The sequence below is a fragment of the Croceicoccus marinus genome, assembly GCF_001661675.2.
GTDB lineage: Bacteria > Pseudomonadota > Alphaproteobacteria > Sphingomonadales > Sphingomonadaceae > Croceicoccus > Croceicoccus marinus.
The window spans coordinates 2613997-2630243 of record NZ_CP019602.1; the positions used below are offsets into that span (position 1 = coordinate 2613997).

General features: G+C 59.3%; 14 protein-coding genes and 1 pseudogene. 5 read left to right on the plus strand and 10 right to left on the minus strand.

Going from position 1 to position 16247, the window contains the following annotated elements:
- Positions 1-7: 7 nt before the first annotated feature.
- Positions 8-1087, plus strand: coding sequence for a transposase (locus tag A9D14_RS12400; protein ID WP_066846364.1), 1080 nt, complete (start codon positions 8-10; stop codon positions 1085-1087).
- 146 nt (positions 1088-1233) lie between these two features.
- On the opposite strand, the pseudogene tnpC reads toward A9D14_RS12400, so the two are convergent.
- From tnpC to A9D14_RS12420, 4 genes and pseudogenes are all read right to left on the minus strand, one after another.
- Positions 1234-2637: pseudogene (tnpC, locus tag A9D14_RS12405) on the minus strand (IS66 family transposase); the annotation flags it as partial.
- Positions 2638-2697: 60 nt separating this feature from the next.
- Positions 2698-3039 (minus strand): IS66 family insertion sequence element accessory protein TnpB, encoded by a 342-nt coding sequence (gene tnpB, locus A9D14_RS12410; protein ID WP_066846946.1) that lies wholly within the window; start codon positions 3037-3039, stop codon positions 2698-2700.
- Entirely contained in the window at positions 3036-3410 is a 375-nt protein-coding gene (tnpA, locus tag A9D14_RS12415; protein ID WP_066848315.1) for an IS66-like element accessory protein TnpA, read from the minus strand. The genes tnpB and tnpA overlap by 4 nt, the downstream gene beginning before the upstream one ends.
- 285 nt (positions 3411-3695) lie before the next feature.
- A complete protein-coding gene (locus tag A9D14_RS12420; protein ID WP_066849123.1) occupies positions 3696-4784 on the minus strand; it encodes an IS5 family transposase in 1089 nt (362 codons plus the stop codon).
- Between the two features lie 77 nt (positions 4785-4861).
- Between A9D14_RS12420 and A9D14_RS19550 the strand changes: the two genes are divergently transcribed.
- Together A9D14_RS19550 and A9D14_RS12425 are read left to right on the plus strand one after the other, a co-directional pair.
- Positions 4862-5416, plus strand: coding sequence for a hypothetical protein (locus tag A9D14_RS19550; protein ID WP_157668223.1), 555 nt, complete (start codon positions 4862-4864; stop codon positions 5414-5416).
- A 174-nt stretch (positions 5417-5590) separates the two neighbouring features.
- The gene (locus A9D14_RS12425; RefSeq protein ID WP_232468566.1) at positions 5591-6037 is read left to right on the plus strand and encodes a hypothetical protein; all 447 of its coding nucleotides are present in this window, start codon (positions 5591-5593) and stop codon (positions 6035-6037) included.
- 136 nt (positions 6038-6173) lie between these two features.
- On the opposite strand, the gene A9D14_RS19555 is transcribed toward A9D14_RS12425, so the two are convergent.
- The 6 genes from A9D14_RS19555 to A9D14_RS12455 all read right to left on the minus strand — a co-directional run bounded on the left by A9D14_RS19555 (position 6174) and on the right by A9D14_RS12455 (position 13715).
- Entirely contained in the window at positions 6174-6476 is a 303-nt protein-coding gene (locus A9D14_RS19555; RefSeq protein WP_157668224.1) for a MafI family immunity protein, read from the minus strand.
- A gap of 442 nt (positions 6477-6918) precedes the next feature.
- Positions 6919-7908, minus strand: a complete 990-nt coding sequence (locus A9D14_RS12430; RefSeq protein WP_232468568.1) for a phytanoyl-CoA dioxygenase family protein — start codon at positions 7906-7908, stop codon at positions 6919-6921.
- A 15-nt stretch (positions 7909-7923) separates the two neighbouring features.
- Positions 7924-9009 carry a TylF/MycF/NovP-related O-methyltransferase gene (locus A9D14_RS12435; RefSeq protein WP_157668225.1) on the minus strand — a complete coding sequence of 362 codons (1086 nt, stop codon included), beginning with the start codon at positions 9007-9009 and terminating at the stop codon, positions 7924-7926.
- A gap of 1131 nt (positions 9010-10140) precedes the next feature.
- Complete coding sequence (locus tag A9D14_RS12440; RefSeq protein WP_157668226.1) at positions 10141-10734, minus strand: hypothetical protein; 594 nt, start codon at positions 10732-10734, stop codon at positions 10141-10143.
- A 621-nt stretch (positions 10735-11355) separates the two neighbouring features.
- Positions 11356-12000, minus strand: a complete 645-nt coding sequence (locus A9D14_RS12450; protein WP_087910515.1) for a hypothetical protein — start codon at positions 11998-12000, stop codon at positions 11356-11358.
- Positions 12001-12155: 155 nt separating this feature from the next.
- Positions 12156-13715, minus strand: a complete 1560-nt coding sequence (locus tag A9D14_RS12455; RefSeq protein ID WP_083987911.1) for an integrase catalytic domain-containing protein — start codon at positions 13713-13715, stop codon at positions 12156-12158.
- Between the two features lie 149 nt (positions 13716-13864).
- Between A9D14_RS12455 and istA the strand changes: the two genes are divergently transcribed.
- On the plus strand, positions 13865-15367 hold the full coding sequence (gene istA, locus A9D14_RS12460; protein WP_066846961.1) for an IS21 family transposase: 1503 nt from the start codon (positions 13865-13867) through the stop codon (positions 15365-15367).
- Positions 15364-16200, plus strand: coding sequence for an IS21-like element helper ATPase IstB (istB, locus tag A9D14_RS12465; RefSeq protein WP_066846964.1), 837 nt, complete (start codon positions 15364-15366; stop codon positions 16198-16200). Before istA ends, istB begins: the two co-directional genes overlap by 4 nt.
- Positions 16201-16247 lie beyond the last annotated feature (47 nt).

Below are 16247 nucleotides of genomic sequence, written 5' to 3' on the forward strand. Positions count from 1 at the left end.
AGCATCGATGCAGCCACACAGCCTGTTTTCGCTTGCGGAGCACTTGGACCGGCTGAGCAAGGACGGCGATCCGCTGGAGGTTTTGGCGGGCACGGTTGAGTTTGAACGCTTCCGGCCGCTTCTGACCCGCGGGCTTGGCTATAGCGATGGCGCCAAGGGCGGTCGCCCGGCCTTCGATCCCGTGGCGATGTTCAAAGTGCTGGTGGTTCAGGCGCAGCATAATCTGTCGGATGCGCGCATGGAGTTCATGATCAGAGATCGCCTGAGCTGGATGCGCTTCTTCGGCTTCGACCTTGGCGGCGCGATGCCGGACGAGAACACCATCCGTCACTATCGCAACCGGCTCACCGAGAGCGGCACGCTTGAGGCGTTGATGCAGGCGTTCGAACAGCAACTGCGCGAGGCAGGATACCTGGCGATGGGCGGTCAGATCGTCGATGCCACGCTGGTGCCCGCGCCCAAGCAGCGCAACACCGAGGACGAGAAGGCCGCGATCAAAGCCGGCAAGTCAGCCAGGCAGATCTGGCGCAGCAAGCCGAACAAGGCTCACCAGAAGGATGTCGATGCACGCTGGACGTTGAAGATCGGCGGCAAGGTCCGCTATCGTCCCGACGGCACCCCGCTGCCGCAGATCGCCACACCCGTGTTTGGCTACAAGTCGCATATCAGCATCGACCGGCGCTTCGGCTTTATTCGCAAAGCAGCGGTGACATCGGCCGCCGACAGCGACGGGCGCCAGTTGCGCCGGGTGATCGACACCGCCAACACCGCTGGCGATGTCTGGGCCGACAGCGCCTATCGCAGCCAGAAGAACGAGACATGGCTGGCGCGCAACATGCTCACGAGCCGCATCCATCGCAGAAAGCCCAAGGGCAAACCGATGCCCGAGCGCATCGCGCGCGCCAATGCCGCGAAATCGGCCGTGCGGGCCAAGGTGGAGCACGTCTTTGCGCACCAGAAGAATCGCTATGGTCTATTCATCCGGACCATCGGGCTCGCCAGGGCGCAGGCAAAACTCACGCTGGCTAATCTCGCCTACAACTTCGACCGCCTGATCTTCCATGAGCGATGTGCAGCCACGGGATAGGTGCGCCTGAAATCGACAAAAAGGCCCGGAAGCCCAAAGACATCACCGAAAATTGGCCAATCCAACCTTTCCAATAGCGTCTCTCGCGGCAATCCCCGCAACCCGCCCAATCACGGCGCCAAAATCATGGTTGTTGCGGGTGTCCAGATCCTGCCGTCGTCAAGGAAGCGGGTGAACGCGTCCCAGCGCTTCAGCATGTAGAGGCAGGCCTTGGTCAGATCATGGCCGCGCGACAGCTTGGCCACCTGCGCGGTGAGCCAGGTGTGGAGCTCGGACATCAGCGGTGCGCTGAGTTCCTGGCGAACGGCAATCCGCTCGGCCGGAGCCGTGCCATTGATGCCCCGCTCGATATCGAACAGGGCGTCGAGGCGCTGCACGGCTTCCAGCGCGATCGGATAGGTCATGCTGCTGCGCTGGCCACGGCTCTTCTTGCGGGCTGAGCTTACGACATCGGCCAGCTCGAAGAACTTGCGGCGCGCATGGGCAAAGCATCCAGCTTCCAGCACGGGACCGGGATCACGGCCTTCGCGATAGAGCTCGTTGTAGCCGCCATAGGCATCGGCCTGCAGGATACCGGACCATGCCGCGAGATGGGTCTGCGGGTGCTCGCCGCGCCGATCGCGCGAGTAATGGAACAGGGCAGCTGGTGGATCAGATCCGGCGAACGGGCGATCATCGCGAACGTAAACCCATAATCGAGCCGTATCGGTCTTGCCCCTGGCCATGACCGGCACGGTGGTATCGTCACCATGGATGCGGTCCGAAGCAAGGACGTGCGCTTCAATCAGCTTGTAGAGCGGCATCAGCGCATGGGCAGCCGCGCCGACCTGATCGGCGAGGGTCGAGACGCTGAGCGGCACGCCTTCGCGGGCAAAGCGCTCGGCCTGCCGGTTGAGCGGTTGGTGCTGCCCATACTTCTCGAACAATAGCATCGCCAGGAAGCTTGGTCCGGCCCATCCGCGCGGGACGACATGGAACGGCGCAGGGGCCTGCGCGATCTTCTCGCAGTCCCGGCACGAGAACTTCTCGCGCACCGTCTGGATCACCTTCCACGAGCGCGGGATCACCTCGAGCGTCTCGGTGACGTCTTCGCCGAGCTTGGAGAGCCGATCCCCGCCGCAGGCCGGGCAGGAACATGGGGCGGGCACCACGACGCGCTCGCGCGGCAGATGATCGGGAAACGGCTTCCTTGCCGGGCGCTTGCGCTCGAGGGCGGTGACGGTGGTGGTCCTGGCTGCCGCTTCCTCGGCGATCAGATCGTCCTCAGCGGCATCAGCCTCGAGATCTTCGAGCTGCAGCTCCATCTGATCCAGCAGGCGGCGGCTGCGCTCGGCGCTGGCGCCATACTGCTCGCGCCTGAGCTTGGCGATCTGCAGCTTGAGGTGGGCGATCACCGCTTCGATGGCGCTCTCGCGGGCATGGGCGTTGGCCAGTTCGGCTGCGACAGTGGCGGCGTGCTGCTCGGCCTCCTCGGCTCTGCGGGCCATCGTCGCCACCAGCGCCTTGAGCGCTTCGACATCGTCCGGAACGGGCGAGATGGCGGCTTCCATGACGCAGAGTGAATCACGTGGGATGCCCTGCTGCAAGAGCAAAATGCCACCTTCTGACGATTATCCTGCGCTCTGCGGCCGCCACGTATACTGCGGGTTGCGCCAGTCGATCCCCTCCAGCAGGCAGGCCAGCTGGGACGGGGTCAAGGATACCGTTCCGTCCTTCGCCGAGGGCCATACAAACCGGCCCTTCTCGAGCCGCTTGGCATAGAGCGACATGCCGATCCCGTCGTGCCAGATGATCTTGATCAGCGATCCCGCGCGGCCGCGAAACACGAACAGATCGCCGCTATGAGGATTACGCTTGAGACCCTGCTGCACCAGCAGGGCCAGGCCCTGCATGCCCTTCCGCATGTCCGTGTGGCCCAGCGCGATCCACACCCGCGCGCTCGGAGGGATCATCGCAGAGCCTTCAATGCGGCAGCAACCAGCGCCGGTGATGCCGCAGGATAAATGCTCAGCCGCTTGCCGCGCGGCAGATCAATGATCATCACGGGGTGCTCGACCGTGCTGGTCGCCGCTGCGTCCTCATCCACCACCGCTTCGGCAAACACCGGCGCCGGCAACGCCTCGGATAAGCTGCTTGCCCGTTCGCCTGCCTCGCGCAGCTTGCGCCGCCAGGTGTAGATCAGCGCCGAAGAAATATCGTGACGTCGGCACACCTCGGCAACGCAGGCGCCCGGCGCGAAAGCATCGGAAAGTATCCGCAGCCGCTCTTCCTCGCTCCAACGTCGGCGCCGCTCTGGCCCCGAAAACACCGTCACCTGACCCATCGACCACTCCATAAGCGCGCTCACAAGAGCACGCTAAAGAGCGCTCAATACCTACCCAGACAAGGCGGTCCCCGCCGGATGGATACGATTAGTCGGACGCACTCTCGGCTATAATCATCAACCACGGCGAAGATCCGGAACCTGGACACCTCGAAGAACCGTTTGTTTTGGTCAAGATGGCGGCAGGAGGGGGCTGATGACAGCCTTGGGGCGGTGAGGGTCGGCCTTTGACCTCATTCCCTTAGTTTTCTGGGCTGGAGCGCCACTCGGCACCCCGTTTTTGCGCTATGCTGGCGCACCTCGCCCCTCAAGCCAGGCGAGGCGCTGGAAGTTATAGGCTAGGTTCGCCATGCCGATCTTGATGCGCGCGCGGGCGATGCCGATGGTGCGGATGAACAGGCCCATGCGGTGCTTCTGACCAGCGAACACGTGCTCGACCGCTGAGCGGACAGCGGAGCGCCTGGCATTGGCCCGGGCGATGTGCTCGGGCAGCGGCCGGCGCGGCATCCGCCGCTGGTGGATGTTGCTCTTGAACATGCCGCGCTCGAGGAACGCTTCGTTCTTCTTCGACCGATAGGCCGTGTCCGCCCATACGCCTGAGCCGGTGTTTTGCTTGCTGATGAGCTCGGGCAGCCGCGCCCCGTCATGGGCGTTGGCCGCGCTGGCATCCCAGGTCCTGATCAGCCCATGCGCTCGGTCGATGCCGATGTGGTTTTTGTAGCCGAACATCGGGATGGCAAGATCGACCGGCTTGAAGCCCTTGGGGTCGCCGCCCTCCTTCACCTTGGCCTTGGAGTATTTGACCGTCCAGCGCGCATCGCGATCCTTCTGCCGGACCTTGGCAGGCCTGGTCTTCCAGCGCTCCGGGATCTTGCCCTCTTTGATTGCCGCTTTCTCTTCGTCGGTGTTGCGCTGCTTGGGAGCCGGCACCACGGTCGCATCGATGATCTGCCCGCCCATCGCCAGATAACCGCGTTCAGTCAGCGCCGCATCGAAGCGCGCAAAGAGCTTGTCGATCGCCTTGGCCTTCACGAGCCGCTCGCGGAACAGCCACACTGTGGTCGCGTCCGGGACCCTGCCATCGAGCCCTAGCCCAAGGAACCGCTGGAACGACAAACGATCCTTGATCTGGAACTCGCATCCCTCGTCAGAGAGCGAGTAAAGCGCCTGCAGCACCAGGATCTTGAACATCATCACCGGATCGAACGGCGGCCGGCCTCCCTTGCACCGGTCGCTCCGTCGGAGCGCCGCTATCAACGGACCGCGGAACACCTCGAAATCCAACACCGCTGACAAACGCTCCAGCGGATCTCCCGCCGCACTCAGCGCCGCATACCGATCCGACAGATCAAAGAAACCAGGCTGACCCACCATCATCACTCCGCTCACTGCAAAGGTGATTGAATCAGATCAGCCCATCAAAGGCGAGGGTTTTTCGAGGCATCCAGATTATGCGCGATACGATCCTCTTGATCATTCTCTCGGTGTCGATACCGGGTTGTTCGGAAAAAAATCTTTTTGACCGGCGACCCTCTTCAGACCGTGAACTTAAAGAGCAGGACGTCGGCTTTGGATGGAATGGCGTTTCAAAAGATATGGGTCCACACTATGTGGGTCTGACTATCCACCCCAACGATCGTTACGAATTTGAGTTAGGAAAGTATCGATCAAACGGCAGCACGTTTGGATCCAAAGACTCCCAAATTCTTCGAAAATATACGGGAATGCTACGTGCTTCCGACGCCTCTGAATTGCGAAGAGAACTAGCTCGATTGGAGCCGCCTGCCGGTTCCGGTTACTATGCCACGATTCCCGGCTGCCCATATAGGCCGCACTCTGATATCGAATACTACGTAGCCTTTGGATCAGGAGATAAGATCGACTTGGCGGCGGTCGAGAAAAGCTGCGCAACAGGTAAGGCAGCAGAGGCTCGACATATCTTAAACGGAATTGCCGCCAAATTTCGAAAGATCGACGACGACTTTCCAATCAAAGGCGTCAGCTAACCACCCCGAACTCGCCATCAGCGGAATTCTGGGGGGCTGCCAAAAGCTGCCCGGCAGCAAACGACCGGTTTCGGTCAAACTCGATTGCGGTTAAGTCAGACTATGCTTGCACTAAATGATCCGCGTTGGGCCACTTTATCGCACGCCTATGGAAGTGCCCAAGACATACCGGAGATGCTCCGCGTTCTGGGACAGGATGCGGGCCGCATAACCTCTATCGACAGCGAACCGTGGTTCGGGCTCTGGTCTAGTCTTTGTCATCAAGACGATGTGTTCGAGGCGTCTTATGCGGCCGTTCCACACGTTGTGGAAATTGGCACCAACGCCAATGGCCCTATTAGTTTCAGCTTTTTTCAGTTCCCTGCTGCGGTCGAGGTCGCGCGGAAGAGCGGACGAGGCCCTGAAGTGCCATTTGATCTGAAATTTGCCTATTTTGCAGCCACCAAGAAAATCGACGATCTAATCGCTGCACATCGGAACGAGGATTGGGATATCGACACGCTCTTGTCGGTGCTCGCCGCGCAGGCTGTGGCGAAGGGAAATCACCGAGTTGCAGCAGCTATCATGAATTTGGACGACGTGCTGATACAGCGCTTAATAGATTTCGATTTCGCTAACTGATCAGCGACCGGTATCCACCCTGATCAGCTTGAGGGCGTGCATTTTGGCTTCGCATTGAATAACATCCGCCAGTTGTCAGTTCGGCTCCAACAAGCACGCCCAGAAAAAGGCGTTGACCAGACCTACCTAAACAAAACTATCTCTCATTAACAAATTTAGAGAAAGCATTCCAAAAACCATCGTCAAATACACTTTCTATATTCAGGCCAAGATCTTGCCCCAAAATAAAATATTTTTCCTTTTCGGCCTCACTTAAAACTATTTCCGCGTCTATTAGCTCGATAAACAGGCCTTCGAACGCCATTTCATATTCTCTATGAGTTAGGTATTCTTTTACAAATCTAATCGTTTCCAAATCGAGATGTTTTGAAAATTTCGTAAGCAGTTCTCCAATACTTTTTTCAGCTTGGAGCCACTGATGCTTCGAAAGGTTGGCCATAGACACACCTATGAATTTGGAAACGAGACTTACATTCTAGACCGCCATTCATACGGCATCGGAGCGGCGAGATCATGTTACTCTAAAGTTTAGCTCTGTTGGCTTAACGTCCGTTATCCACCCCGTTCCGGTCTCAAATGTAGCATTAACCAATCGCCAAAACCTGACAATTCTGGACGATTGCGGACCGACAGCTTCTGGGCATTTTTTTGTCGAAAGCGGACGATCACCTTTGTTGATCGCTTTGCTTGATGTGCGCACGTAGATAGAGAGCCGACCCACGTGGCAATGCCGACATCCCGATGGCGTCTGGCACCATGTTGATCATTGTCGCCTAACCACTGCTCGCTCCCAATAGAAATGCCAGCTCAGCAGCGTTTTTCCTCTGGCCATTATCCGAAGGCGACCTCCGGTGTGCGAGCAAAAAGCCCGTACCTAAGAGCTATATCTGCCTGAAAACACGGTTCGCTAAGCTCCCCACTGCCCCAAGCCTAGAGCGGGGGCGGTTTCGATGATCGGGACCGTCAACGACTTCGCCCAGATAGGTGTTCGGCTTTGGTGTCTGGTCGGCAATCGAGACGAGATTGCGAAGAGCCAGTCGGCCAAGCGCTTCGTCGGAAAAGGCGGGCGTGTAATAGATGCAGTCGTCGAAGAAATAATGCGTGACCTGCGACCAGCGCGTCAGCGTCCGGTCGGTCTGTCGGCTGCCGCCGTGGAGCAGGTTGGCCGTCCAGATGAGCGCCTGCCCCTTGCGTGCCAGAAAAGGCTCTGCGCTCTTCCCATTGGCGTCGCAAAGGGCCTGCCATGCGTCGGCATAGGGGTCCTGCGCCGAATTAAGTTCGCTGCCATATCCACGCCGCCCTATCATGCCGTTCGTGATGATCGGCCAGCGGTGCGATCCCCGGACGTAGAACAGCGGTCCTGCTTCGGCGGGAATATCCTCCATCGCAAGCCAGACGCCGCACATGAACCGTTCGGGTAGGCTGGAGAAATGCACAGAATCCGTATGCGCTGCCTGCTGCGTTCCGACCGCGAAATTCAGGGTCTGGAACGGAAAGGCGCGGCGGCCATAAAGCTTTGATAAGAGGTTCAGAATAGCGGGATTGGATGCGATCGCGTGGACGTCCTCGTCGGTCGTCCATGCGTCCTGAATGCGCGGATCACCCTTTGTCTTTTCCGCCGCGGGATCGTCCAGCGGGATGTCGTAGCGGGGTCCCAGATTGCGCTTGATCCGATCGATCCGTGCATCGATTTCGGGGTCGGGGAAGTCGACGACGCCAAAGCCATCGGCGTGCAGCGATCGGGCCAGCGTCTTTTCCTGCTCCGTAAACCCTTCCAGCGTCTCGCTTTCGAATACCGGGGATTCGATCAGGGGGACGCCGGGAAACAGCCGGGCCGATTTCGTTTCCGGACTTGCGGTTGATTCTGGCACTTGAATGGCTTGCCTTTAATTCAGCACTTCCGTGCGAAGCATGCGTAGCAGATCTTGCAACGCACCGTGATGCATGACCGGGATACCGCCCGCACGGGGCCAGAAGGCTCCGGTATGCCCGTGCAGATAATGCCCCGTCAGCGGGCGGCCCAGTTCCTCGAACCGGTCGAGCACGGGCGGGATGGGATTGTCGGGACGCGGCGCGTTCGCGATCTCTCCTTCCGAAAACATGTCGGCGGTGCATTCATGGCTGAACAGGCTGCCCTTGGGGTCGAGGCGATCGGCGACGACCACGAGGTCCCTGGCCGACACTTCGAGGTCGACGTCCATCCACAGGCACATTAGATGCGGCGGCCGGTATTGGCGGAACGTGTCGGCGTAGAAGCCCTTGTGAAACGTCACCTGCTCTAGCGATCCCATGCGACGGATATTCTCCGTCACCTCATCTAGGCTGCCGGCATAATCGCCTTCGGTATAGCCGCTATGCTTGGCTTCCGGCAGGCCCTCGAATGAATCGAAGATATGCATCTTGAGGCCGAGCTGCTTGCAGGCAAAACTCAGCATAGAAGAGCTGAACCCCTTGAAGCAGCCGAACTCCGCAAAATCGCCTTCAATGCCATGGGCCTTAAGGACATAAAGCTGATGCGCGATGGAGATGATCTCGGCCACCGAATTGGGCTTGCCGTGAAAATCGGCCGAGCCGGGCCGTGCCAGCTTGTTGGCGGTGGGGAAAAACCGGTCGACGAAAATGAAATGCGAGGAGACCGCCTGCAGATACCGGACATAATCGGCGAGCGCAGGCAGCTCGCGCAGAGAGGGCACGAGGAGGATCCTGCGCAGTGCATGAACGAACCGCTTTTGCCCGGAGAGCGAGCCGAGATCGCCCACCACATCGGGCGCAAAGACCGCGACGATGTCAATGACCTCCGGAGGAAACGGGCCGACGATTCCGGACTTCGGCGCGGAGGCGAGCTTCTCCAGAAGGGCGCCGCCTACAAGACTGGCCGTGCCCAGCCAGGCCTTGGGTGCCAGCGTTCCGCCTCCGCGCGCCATGATCTTCACGTCGACCACGCGGTCCTGCGCAATCGCGCTTTCGGGCACTTCCAGCGTAAAACCGCTGAAACGCGCCCTTCGATAACCGGGCAGCTTGCTTTCGACATCGGGGCGTTCACCGCCCGTCATGGTCGAGGACGCCATCCTGCCGTCTATCCATGCCTCGATCTGCAGGTCCTTGCCGTGACGCGCGGCGGCCCAACCCGAGAACCGGTTAAGCGCATTGGTATCAAGATGACCTCTCGTCCCCGCCATGCGGCTCAATTGGCGCACCAGACCTCTTGGGCGTTTCATGGATATTCCTTGTTGAGATTTGGCGACCGACTGACATCCAAGGACGAAAGTATGCAGCCTCGATGGAATGCTGCGACCTGCACTGGAAAAGCCAGCTTTGGCAATTCGTTATGTCGCCCCTAATCTCAAATCAAGTGTCCCATAGCTGAAAACAGGCCGCTAATGCCGCCTTTGCACGAGGTTGGGTCGTTCAGGCATTCCAGTCCGAACGCCATGCTGCTGCTTAACGTCCCGCCGGTCGCCAAGACGGCCGGTTTTAGGGGAACGCATCGGGTGGTCGATTGTAGGCTATGTCGGCGGTTGCTGATCATTGCGCCCGGGGGGCGTTCTAATGTCAGCTTTCCTTGCTTCGGGCCCAAACACTGCCGGCCCGTAGTCGCCCACTTCCGTCGGCTGACAGCGGTTCTCCGCTGCCACTTTTGCGGCAGGAACGGGGTGGATTGAGGACATTGACCATCCAAACCAGACCCTACTATGATTTGACATGGTCACTACCACTCTGATTGTTGATGGTATGATGTCGGGCACCGGCATTTGAGATGCTATTGATGGGGGCTATGTGGAGCCCTTTGAACTCAACATTTCTCCTGGATTGGCGAGAACCCTTTCGCAATGGGTGTCTGAATATCGCGCTGCTAGCATTGGTGGCCTTAGCGACTCAGATATCATTGCCGCATTGGACGAGAAAGGCCTATCGCTCAGAAGCCAGATTGCTGATGAATTGCCTAATCAGGTCGTGGGCTACTACTCCGATGCGCGATTGAGACGGCTGGACAGTTTCCCGCACGTGTAATGTCCGCAATCGGTCGTTTGCTGCCGGGCAGCTTTTGGCGCCGCCTAGAATGTCGCTGATGGCGAGTTCGGGGTGGTTAGCGGTCACTAGTTTTAATCGCCATTCAAGGGAGGCTTTGCCTCACGAAGAACTGTGGTCGGGTCGTTGACGAACCTGATTGCTCTGGATTGCATCATCACCCTCAGCAACGGCTCGTAGCATGGCTGGATGACAGCCCCGCCATCTCTTGCAACGAAAACACATGAAAGGTCACGCGCAAGCGCGCATACGCCATTCATCAAGGTTGGAGTTGGGTCTCTGACATCCAAGCGACACTGCACGAGTTCGATCCAACAAGCATCAAAATGCACTTGGATGTCGTGCGCGCGCTCATCGCCCCAAATGCGAAGTCCATCTGCCCAAGACTGCTTCTCTGGAAGCAACTGATTGAGGCGAGCATAAAGCAAATTTGTGTCCTGCAAAGCGAACCCAAACTTTACGCCATTAAGCTGATTGCGGTCTGTTCGAACTACATACACTTCCGCGTTCGTCACCGCAAAAGCAGGGACCAAATCAAAGACGAATTGCCAAAGCGCCATTCTTAGTATGGTATCATTTGCCGAAATGTCCGCAATCGGTCGTTTACCGACAGGCGGCTTTTGGACCAAAAACGCAATTAGCTGCCAGTCCGCTTTCGGGAAGCTCACCGACCAGTCAGTATGACCGAAATAGGGTGGTTAGCTGACAATAGCTCGATTACCAGAAAGCAATGAGAATTGCTCCAATTGTGGCCGCTGGGGTCTTAGCTTCATGCGGTATGCCTTCGGACAGCCTGCTCGTCGCTGACTTGATCATCGAATGCCCTTTGGTGCCAACTGATGAAATGAGAGACGTCCTTATCTCCTTCGCAGAACGGAACAGTCAAAAAGCGGATGTTCAGGAAATCTCGCCGTCCTACCTCCGAATGCACATGGATGGGGCCGGCTTCGGGCACAGTATTTTCGTCGAGCAATGGACGCTTGAGGGAAACTCAGAGAACAATAGATGTAGCTCTCGATCCTCAGTTTGCGTAAATGCCATGGTCTTCGCCGGTGGCTCGATACCGGAAGACGAGCTGACCGAGAATACGGCCCGTCAAAGGCAGGTTGCGCATCTGCTTGAGGAGGCCCTTACCGGCACATGTGAACGCTAGTGTCCGCAATCGGTCGTTTGCAGACATTCCGCTTTTGGACCAAAAACGCAATTAGCTGCCAGTCCGCTATTGGGAAGCTCGCCGACCGATCGGGATGACCGAAATGAGTTGGTAAGCGGACGTGTCGACACTGCCATCAGCAGAGGTCGCTCGCAAGCCTTTCGTCGATGTTCGGCACACTAAGATCAAGTAATTCCTCAGCTTGTGTACCGACGAAAATTGCCGCAAGATTACCGAGAGCATCGTAGTGACAAGGGTGGTTGCCCATGCCTGAAGTTGTCATGCCGCCTCGTTTGCGTTCGAAGCCTAAGGGTGTTCCGTCCGTGAACATGCTAAGACTGCCCCAATAGTTGTCTGTCTGAGCATCCCATCTCTTCGTCAGATGGTCGAAGTCCGACTGATCCACTTGAAGGGTCCGCTTACTCACTGATCCAGTCTCGCGTTCAAGAACCGCCAACTGGCCGGATACCCGGCCATTTGTCTTTGAAAGTGAAACGGCCATCCACCGATCCCCAAATGAAGGCATTGCCACGAAACGCAAGCTGTCATCGGAAAGGGCCGATAGCGGCGTTAGGTTCGCGAGCAGGTCTTCACCCTCGTCTAAGACGATATTCTTGGAGTGAGACGACAATGGCCCGTAGGTGGTCGCTCCCATCGCGCGAAGCATAGGTCGGGCGACAAAAACGTATGCGAGCACGAACAGCACTAGCAAGGCAACTGCTAGGATACCGGGCTTCCGCTTAAAAAAATTAGTCAGGACCATCGCGCCGACTTTAGGCATTGATTGAACGTCCGCAATCGGTCGTTTGCAGACATTCCGTGTCGCGCGACATTCACGGTGAGAAACGTATTGCCTCACGGAGAGATGTTCCCGACCGATGTTTCGGTTGCCTCACCTAAATGTTCCCTTAGCAGTCTTGTATTCCGTCAGCCAGATTAAGGGAATGTGGGGCGAGAGCCGGCGGAGCGTAGCGCAGCCGGCTCTCGCCCCACATGTGCAAAAATTTCGCCAGTCTCGGTCCGGGGGCCGAAGACCAGGCGCTGTGCTTCATCGGCTCGCCATATCTTGAGGCGGCGCTGAATGGTCCGCAAAAGCTTGTCTGGATATTGGCCAGGGTGCTCCCGCTGCAAACGTTCCATAAGTTCGCGCCCTGTCCGCCATGGCTCGGCCTGATACCAGGCGTGGAGCTGATCTGTGACGGCCACCACCGGGTCCGGCCGGCGTCGACCGCGCTTGGGTTGCGGTTTTGCTCGAGCCGTTGGTCTTGCCTCTCCGACCTGCCAGGCAGTCCGCAAACCCGCAAAGAACTGATCAAGCGTTGTGTCATTCGCCACGACGGCCTCGCCGGGTTTGTCGGCCAGCACGACAAGCCGCTCCTGACAGTCGCGGATTTGGCGCAGCAACTTCACGGGATCCAGGCGTTCCAGTGTTTCGGCGAGCTGAGCGCGAACGGCATCGGTCGTCCTGGGGTCATCGATCAGGCGTTGGGCTGGCGTCGCTGGCGTATGATATCGTTTCGTCACCTTAGCGCCGTCGCGGCGCTTTTCCGCGAGCTTGAAGGATGGCTGGAAGAAGTTCCCGTAAAACCGTTGCAAAGCATACAGTTCGGCCAACACGCTGGTCGCCGCGATACCCTCGAAGCGGCGATAACCCACTATGCGGCGCACAATGGCCCCATTTTTCTGTTCGACCCAAGCCTGGTCATTCTTGCGGTAGGGTCGGCAACGGGTGAAGGTGATTGAGTTCGCCGCGCACCAGTCGCGCACCGTCGGATTGAGGAAGACGCTGTCATTGTCGGTGTCGAAGCCAAGCACCACCATCGGCAGCTGTCCGCGCAATTCGTTGAGCACCGCCACAAGTAAATTTTGCTCGCGGAACAACAGTGGCGCGCATTCGGTCCAGCCGGTGGCGATATCCGTCAAAACCAGTGTTTGTGCAAAGCTTCCTTTCGCCACTGGCCCGCTATGCGAGACCAGATCCGCCTCAAAATGACCGGGCGCCGGATCGTCCCAGTCGTCGAATGTCCGGATAGGGATACTACGCCGTAGGGCGGATTGACCGGCAGTCCGGCGCCGCGGGGCGCCCGTCGCCGTCGCGCGGCGATCCTTCAAGGCGCGGTCGATCGTCGCCGGGCTCATCTGCAACAGTCGCTCTTTCACTTCACTGTCGAGCTCTAGATGACCGCTGCGTTCCATCGCGCGCACCAAAATCGGAATCATCACCTTCAATCGTTTCGAACAGATCCGGTCGGAGGCCTCCCACAGCACCGTCAGCGCCTCACGGACCGCATCATTGTAAATGCGTTGACCAGGACGAGAGCTTTGGCGCGCGGCCCGCTCTGCTCGCATCAGACGCATCCCATGCTTGCGGCAATGGCCTGTGATCCGGACAAATTCATCGAGTATGCGGCTCTTTTCCCCGCGCCCTGCTGACCGATATCGATCTCGGACCGCCGAGATCAACTCCTCCCGTGTTGCCATGCTCACCTTCCTCATTCTGATTCTCCCGACGCCGCTGGCTCGAGAACATTTCCGATGAGGCAACACTCATTTCAAAGGAGCATTTCTGGCGAGGCAATGCGGGAGGCCGGAGATGATCGCGGCGTCAGCTATGGTTGGGTTTTCCCGGGAGGAGGACCTGCCGTGTGCCTGGCCGTCACATAACCGATCATCAGATGAGGCTTTTCATGAACATCAGAAGGAACGATCCCGTCACCATTGCCGCGGCGAAGGCGGGGTTCAGCACGGCGACGGGTTACCGGCTATTGGAGCGGGCCACGCTGCCTTCTCAGGCGAAAACGCCGCGAGAGCGGCGACGTCCCGATCCGCTCGCCGGGATATTCGAGGAAGAGGTTGTGCCGCTACTGGAAGCCGCGCCCGCTCTTCGCCCAATCGCGATCTTCGAGGAACTGCGCCGTCGGCACGGCGATCTGCCGTTTGCGCGTCGGACACTGGAGCGGCGGATCAGGGGCTGGCGGGCGCTTCATGGGCCTGAGCGCGAGGTCATGTTCCGCCAGGTGCACGAACCCGGCCGACTCGGCTTGTCGGACTTTACCGCAATGGCCGATCTGGGCGTCACCGTTGTCGGCGAGACGTTGGAGCATATGCTCTATCACTTCCGGCTTATCCATGGCGGCTTCGAGCATGCCCATGTGATCCTGGGCGGCGAGAGCTTCGTCGCGCTCGCCGAAGGGCTTCAGAATGCCTTGTGGTCGGCAGGCGGCGTGCCCCGGCTCCACCGCACCGACAGCCTGTCGGCGGCGTTCCGCAATATCGGCGCCGATGCCCGTGCCGACCTTACCCGGCGGTACGATGCGCTGTGCCAGCATTACGGGATGGAGCCGACCCGCAACAACACTGGCGTGGCCCACGAGAATGGCTCGATCGAGAGCGCCCACGGCCACATCAAGGCTGCGATCAGGGATGCCCTGCTGCTAAGGGGCAGCAGCGACTTCACCGACCTTGCCGCCTACCGGCGGTTCATTGACGAGGTCGTGACCGCACGCAACCGGCGTCATGCCCCCTCGATCGATGCGGAGCGCCGCGCCTTGCAGCCGCTGCCTGACGTGCGCACAAGTGATTACGAGGAAGTTCTGGTCACCGTCACTTCGTCGGGCGGGTTCACGCTGCGCAAGGTGTTCTACACCGTTCCTTCGCGTCTGATCGGCCACCGGCTCAGGGCCCGGCTTTACGATGACCGGATCGACCTGTTCCTGGGCGGCACCCGGCTGATGACGCTGGTGCGCGGCCGCGCCGGCAGCAAAGGCAAACATGGCCATATCGTCGATTACCGGCACGTCATCCACTCGCTCAGGCGCAAGCCAATGGCGCTCATGGGACTGGTCTACCGCGATAGTCTGTTCCCGCGAGAGGCCTACCGGCGGATGTTCGAGCACCTGTTGGAATGCGAAGGAGAACGCAGTGCCTGCCGGATCATCGTCGACCTGCTTGCCATGGCGCACGAGCGGGCCTGCGAGGCGGAACTGGCGGGCCTTCTCCAAGCAGACCTTGTCGCACGGCGAACCCCGGACATCGCCGCCTTGCGCGCCCGGTTTTCGCCAGATCCGGCAGCGCTGCCCGAAGTGGTGGTCGAGCTCGGCGAACTGGCTTCCTACGACAGCCTGATTGGCCTTGGAGAAGCGGCATGAGCGCGGATCCGGCGATCGACGCCCAGCGGCTCAGCCTGATGCTGAACGAACTGCGCCTGCCCGCGATCAAGCACATATGGGGTGACTTCGCCGCGCGGGCCGATAAGGAAGGCTGGCCTGCGGCCCGGTTCCTTGCCGCGCTGGCCGAGCACGAAATAGCCGAGCGCGACCAGCGGCGAATGGAGCGCCACCTGAAGGAGGCCCATCTTCCCGCCGGCAAGACCGTCGACACCTTCGCGTTCGATGCCGTGCCGATGATCTCCAGGGCGCAGGTCATGGCCCTGTGCGCAGGTGACGGATGGCTCGAACAGGGCGCCAATCTGATCCTGTTCGGACCACCAGGCGGCGGCAAGACGCATCTGGCTTCCGCCATCGGCCTTGCTCTTGTGGAAAATGGCTGGCGGGTGCTGTTCACACGAACATCCGATCTTGTGCAGCGGCTTCAGGTCGCACGCCGCGAACTTGCGCTGGAATCCGCGTTGGCGAAGCTCGATAAATACCATCTGCTGGTGCTCGACGACTTCGCCTACGTCAGCCGCGACCAGGCCGAAACCTCGGTCCTGTTCGAACTGATCAGCGCCCGATACGAAAGACGCTCACTGCTCATCACCGCCAACCAGCCCTTCGGCGAATGGAACCGGGTCTTCCCCGATCCCGCCATGACGCTCGCCGCTGTCGACAGGCTCGTTCATCACGCGACGATCTTTGAGATGAACGTCGAAAGCTATCGACGAAAAACCGCTGAAACCCGGCGCTCAGGACCAGGACGACCCGCAGCGTTCACAACGCCAAAGGTCCTGGAGGCCGTCCGCGACAATCAGGACGACCGATAAACCTTGCCGCATTGCCTCGCCAGAAATGCTCCTTTGAAATGAGTGTT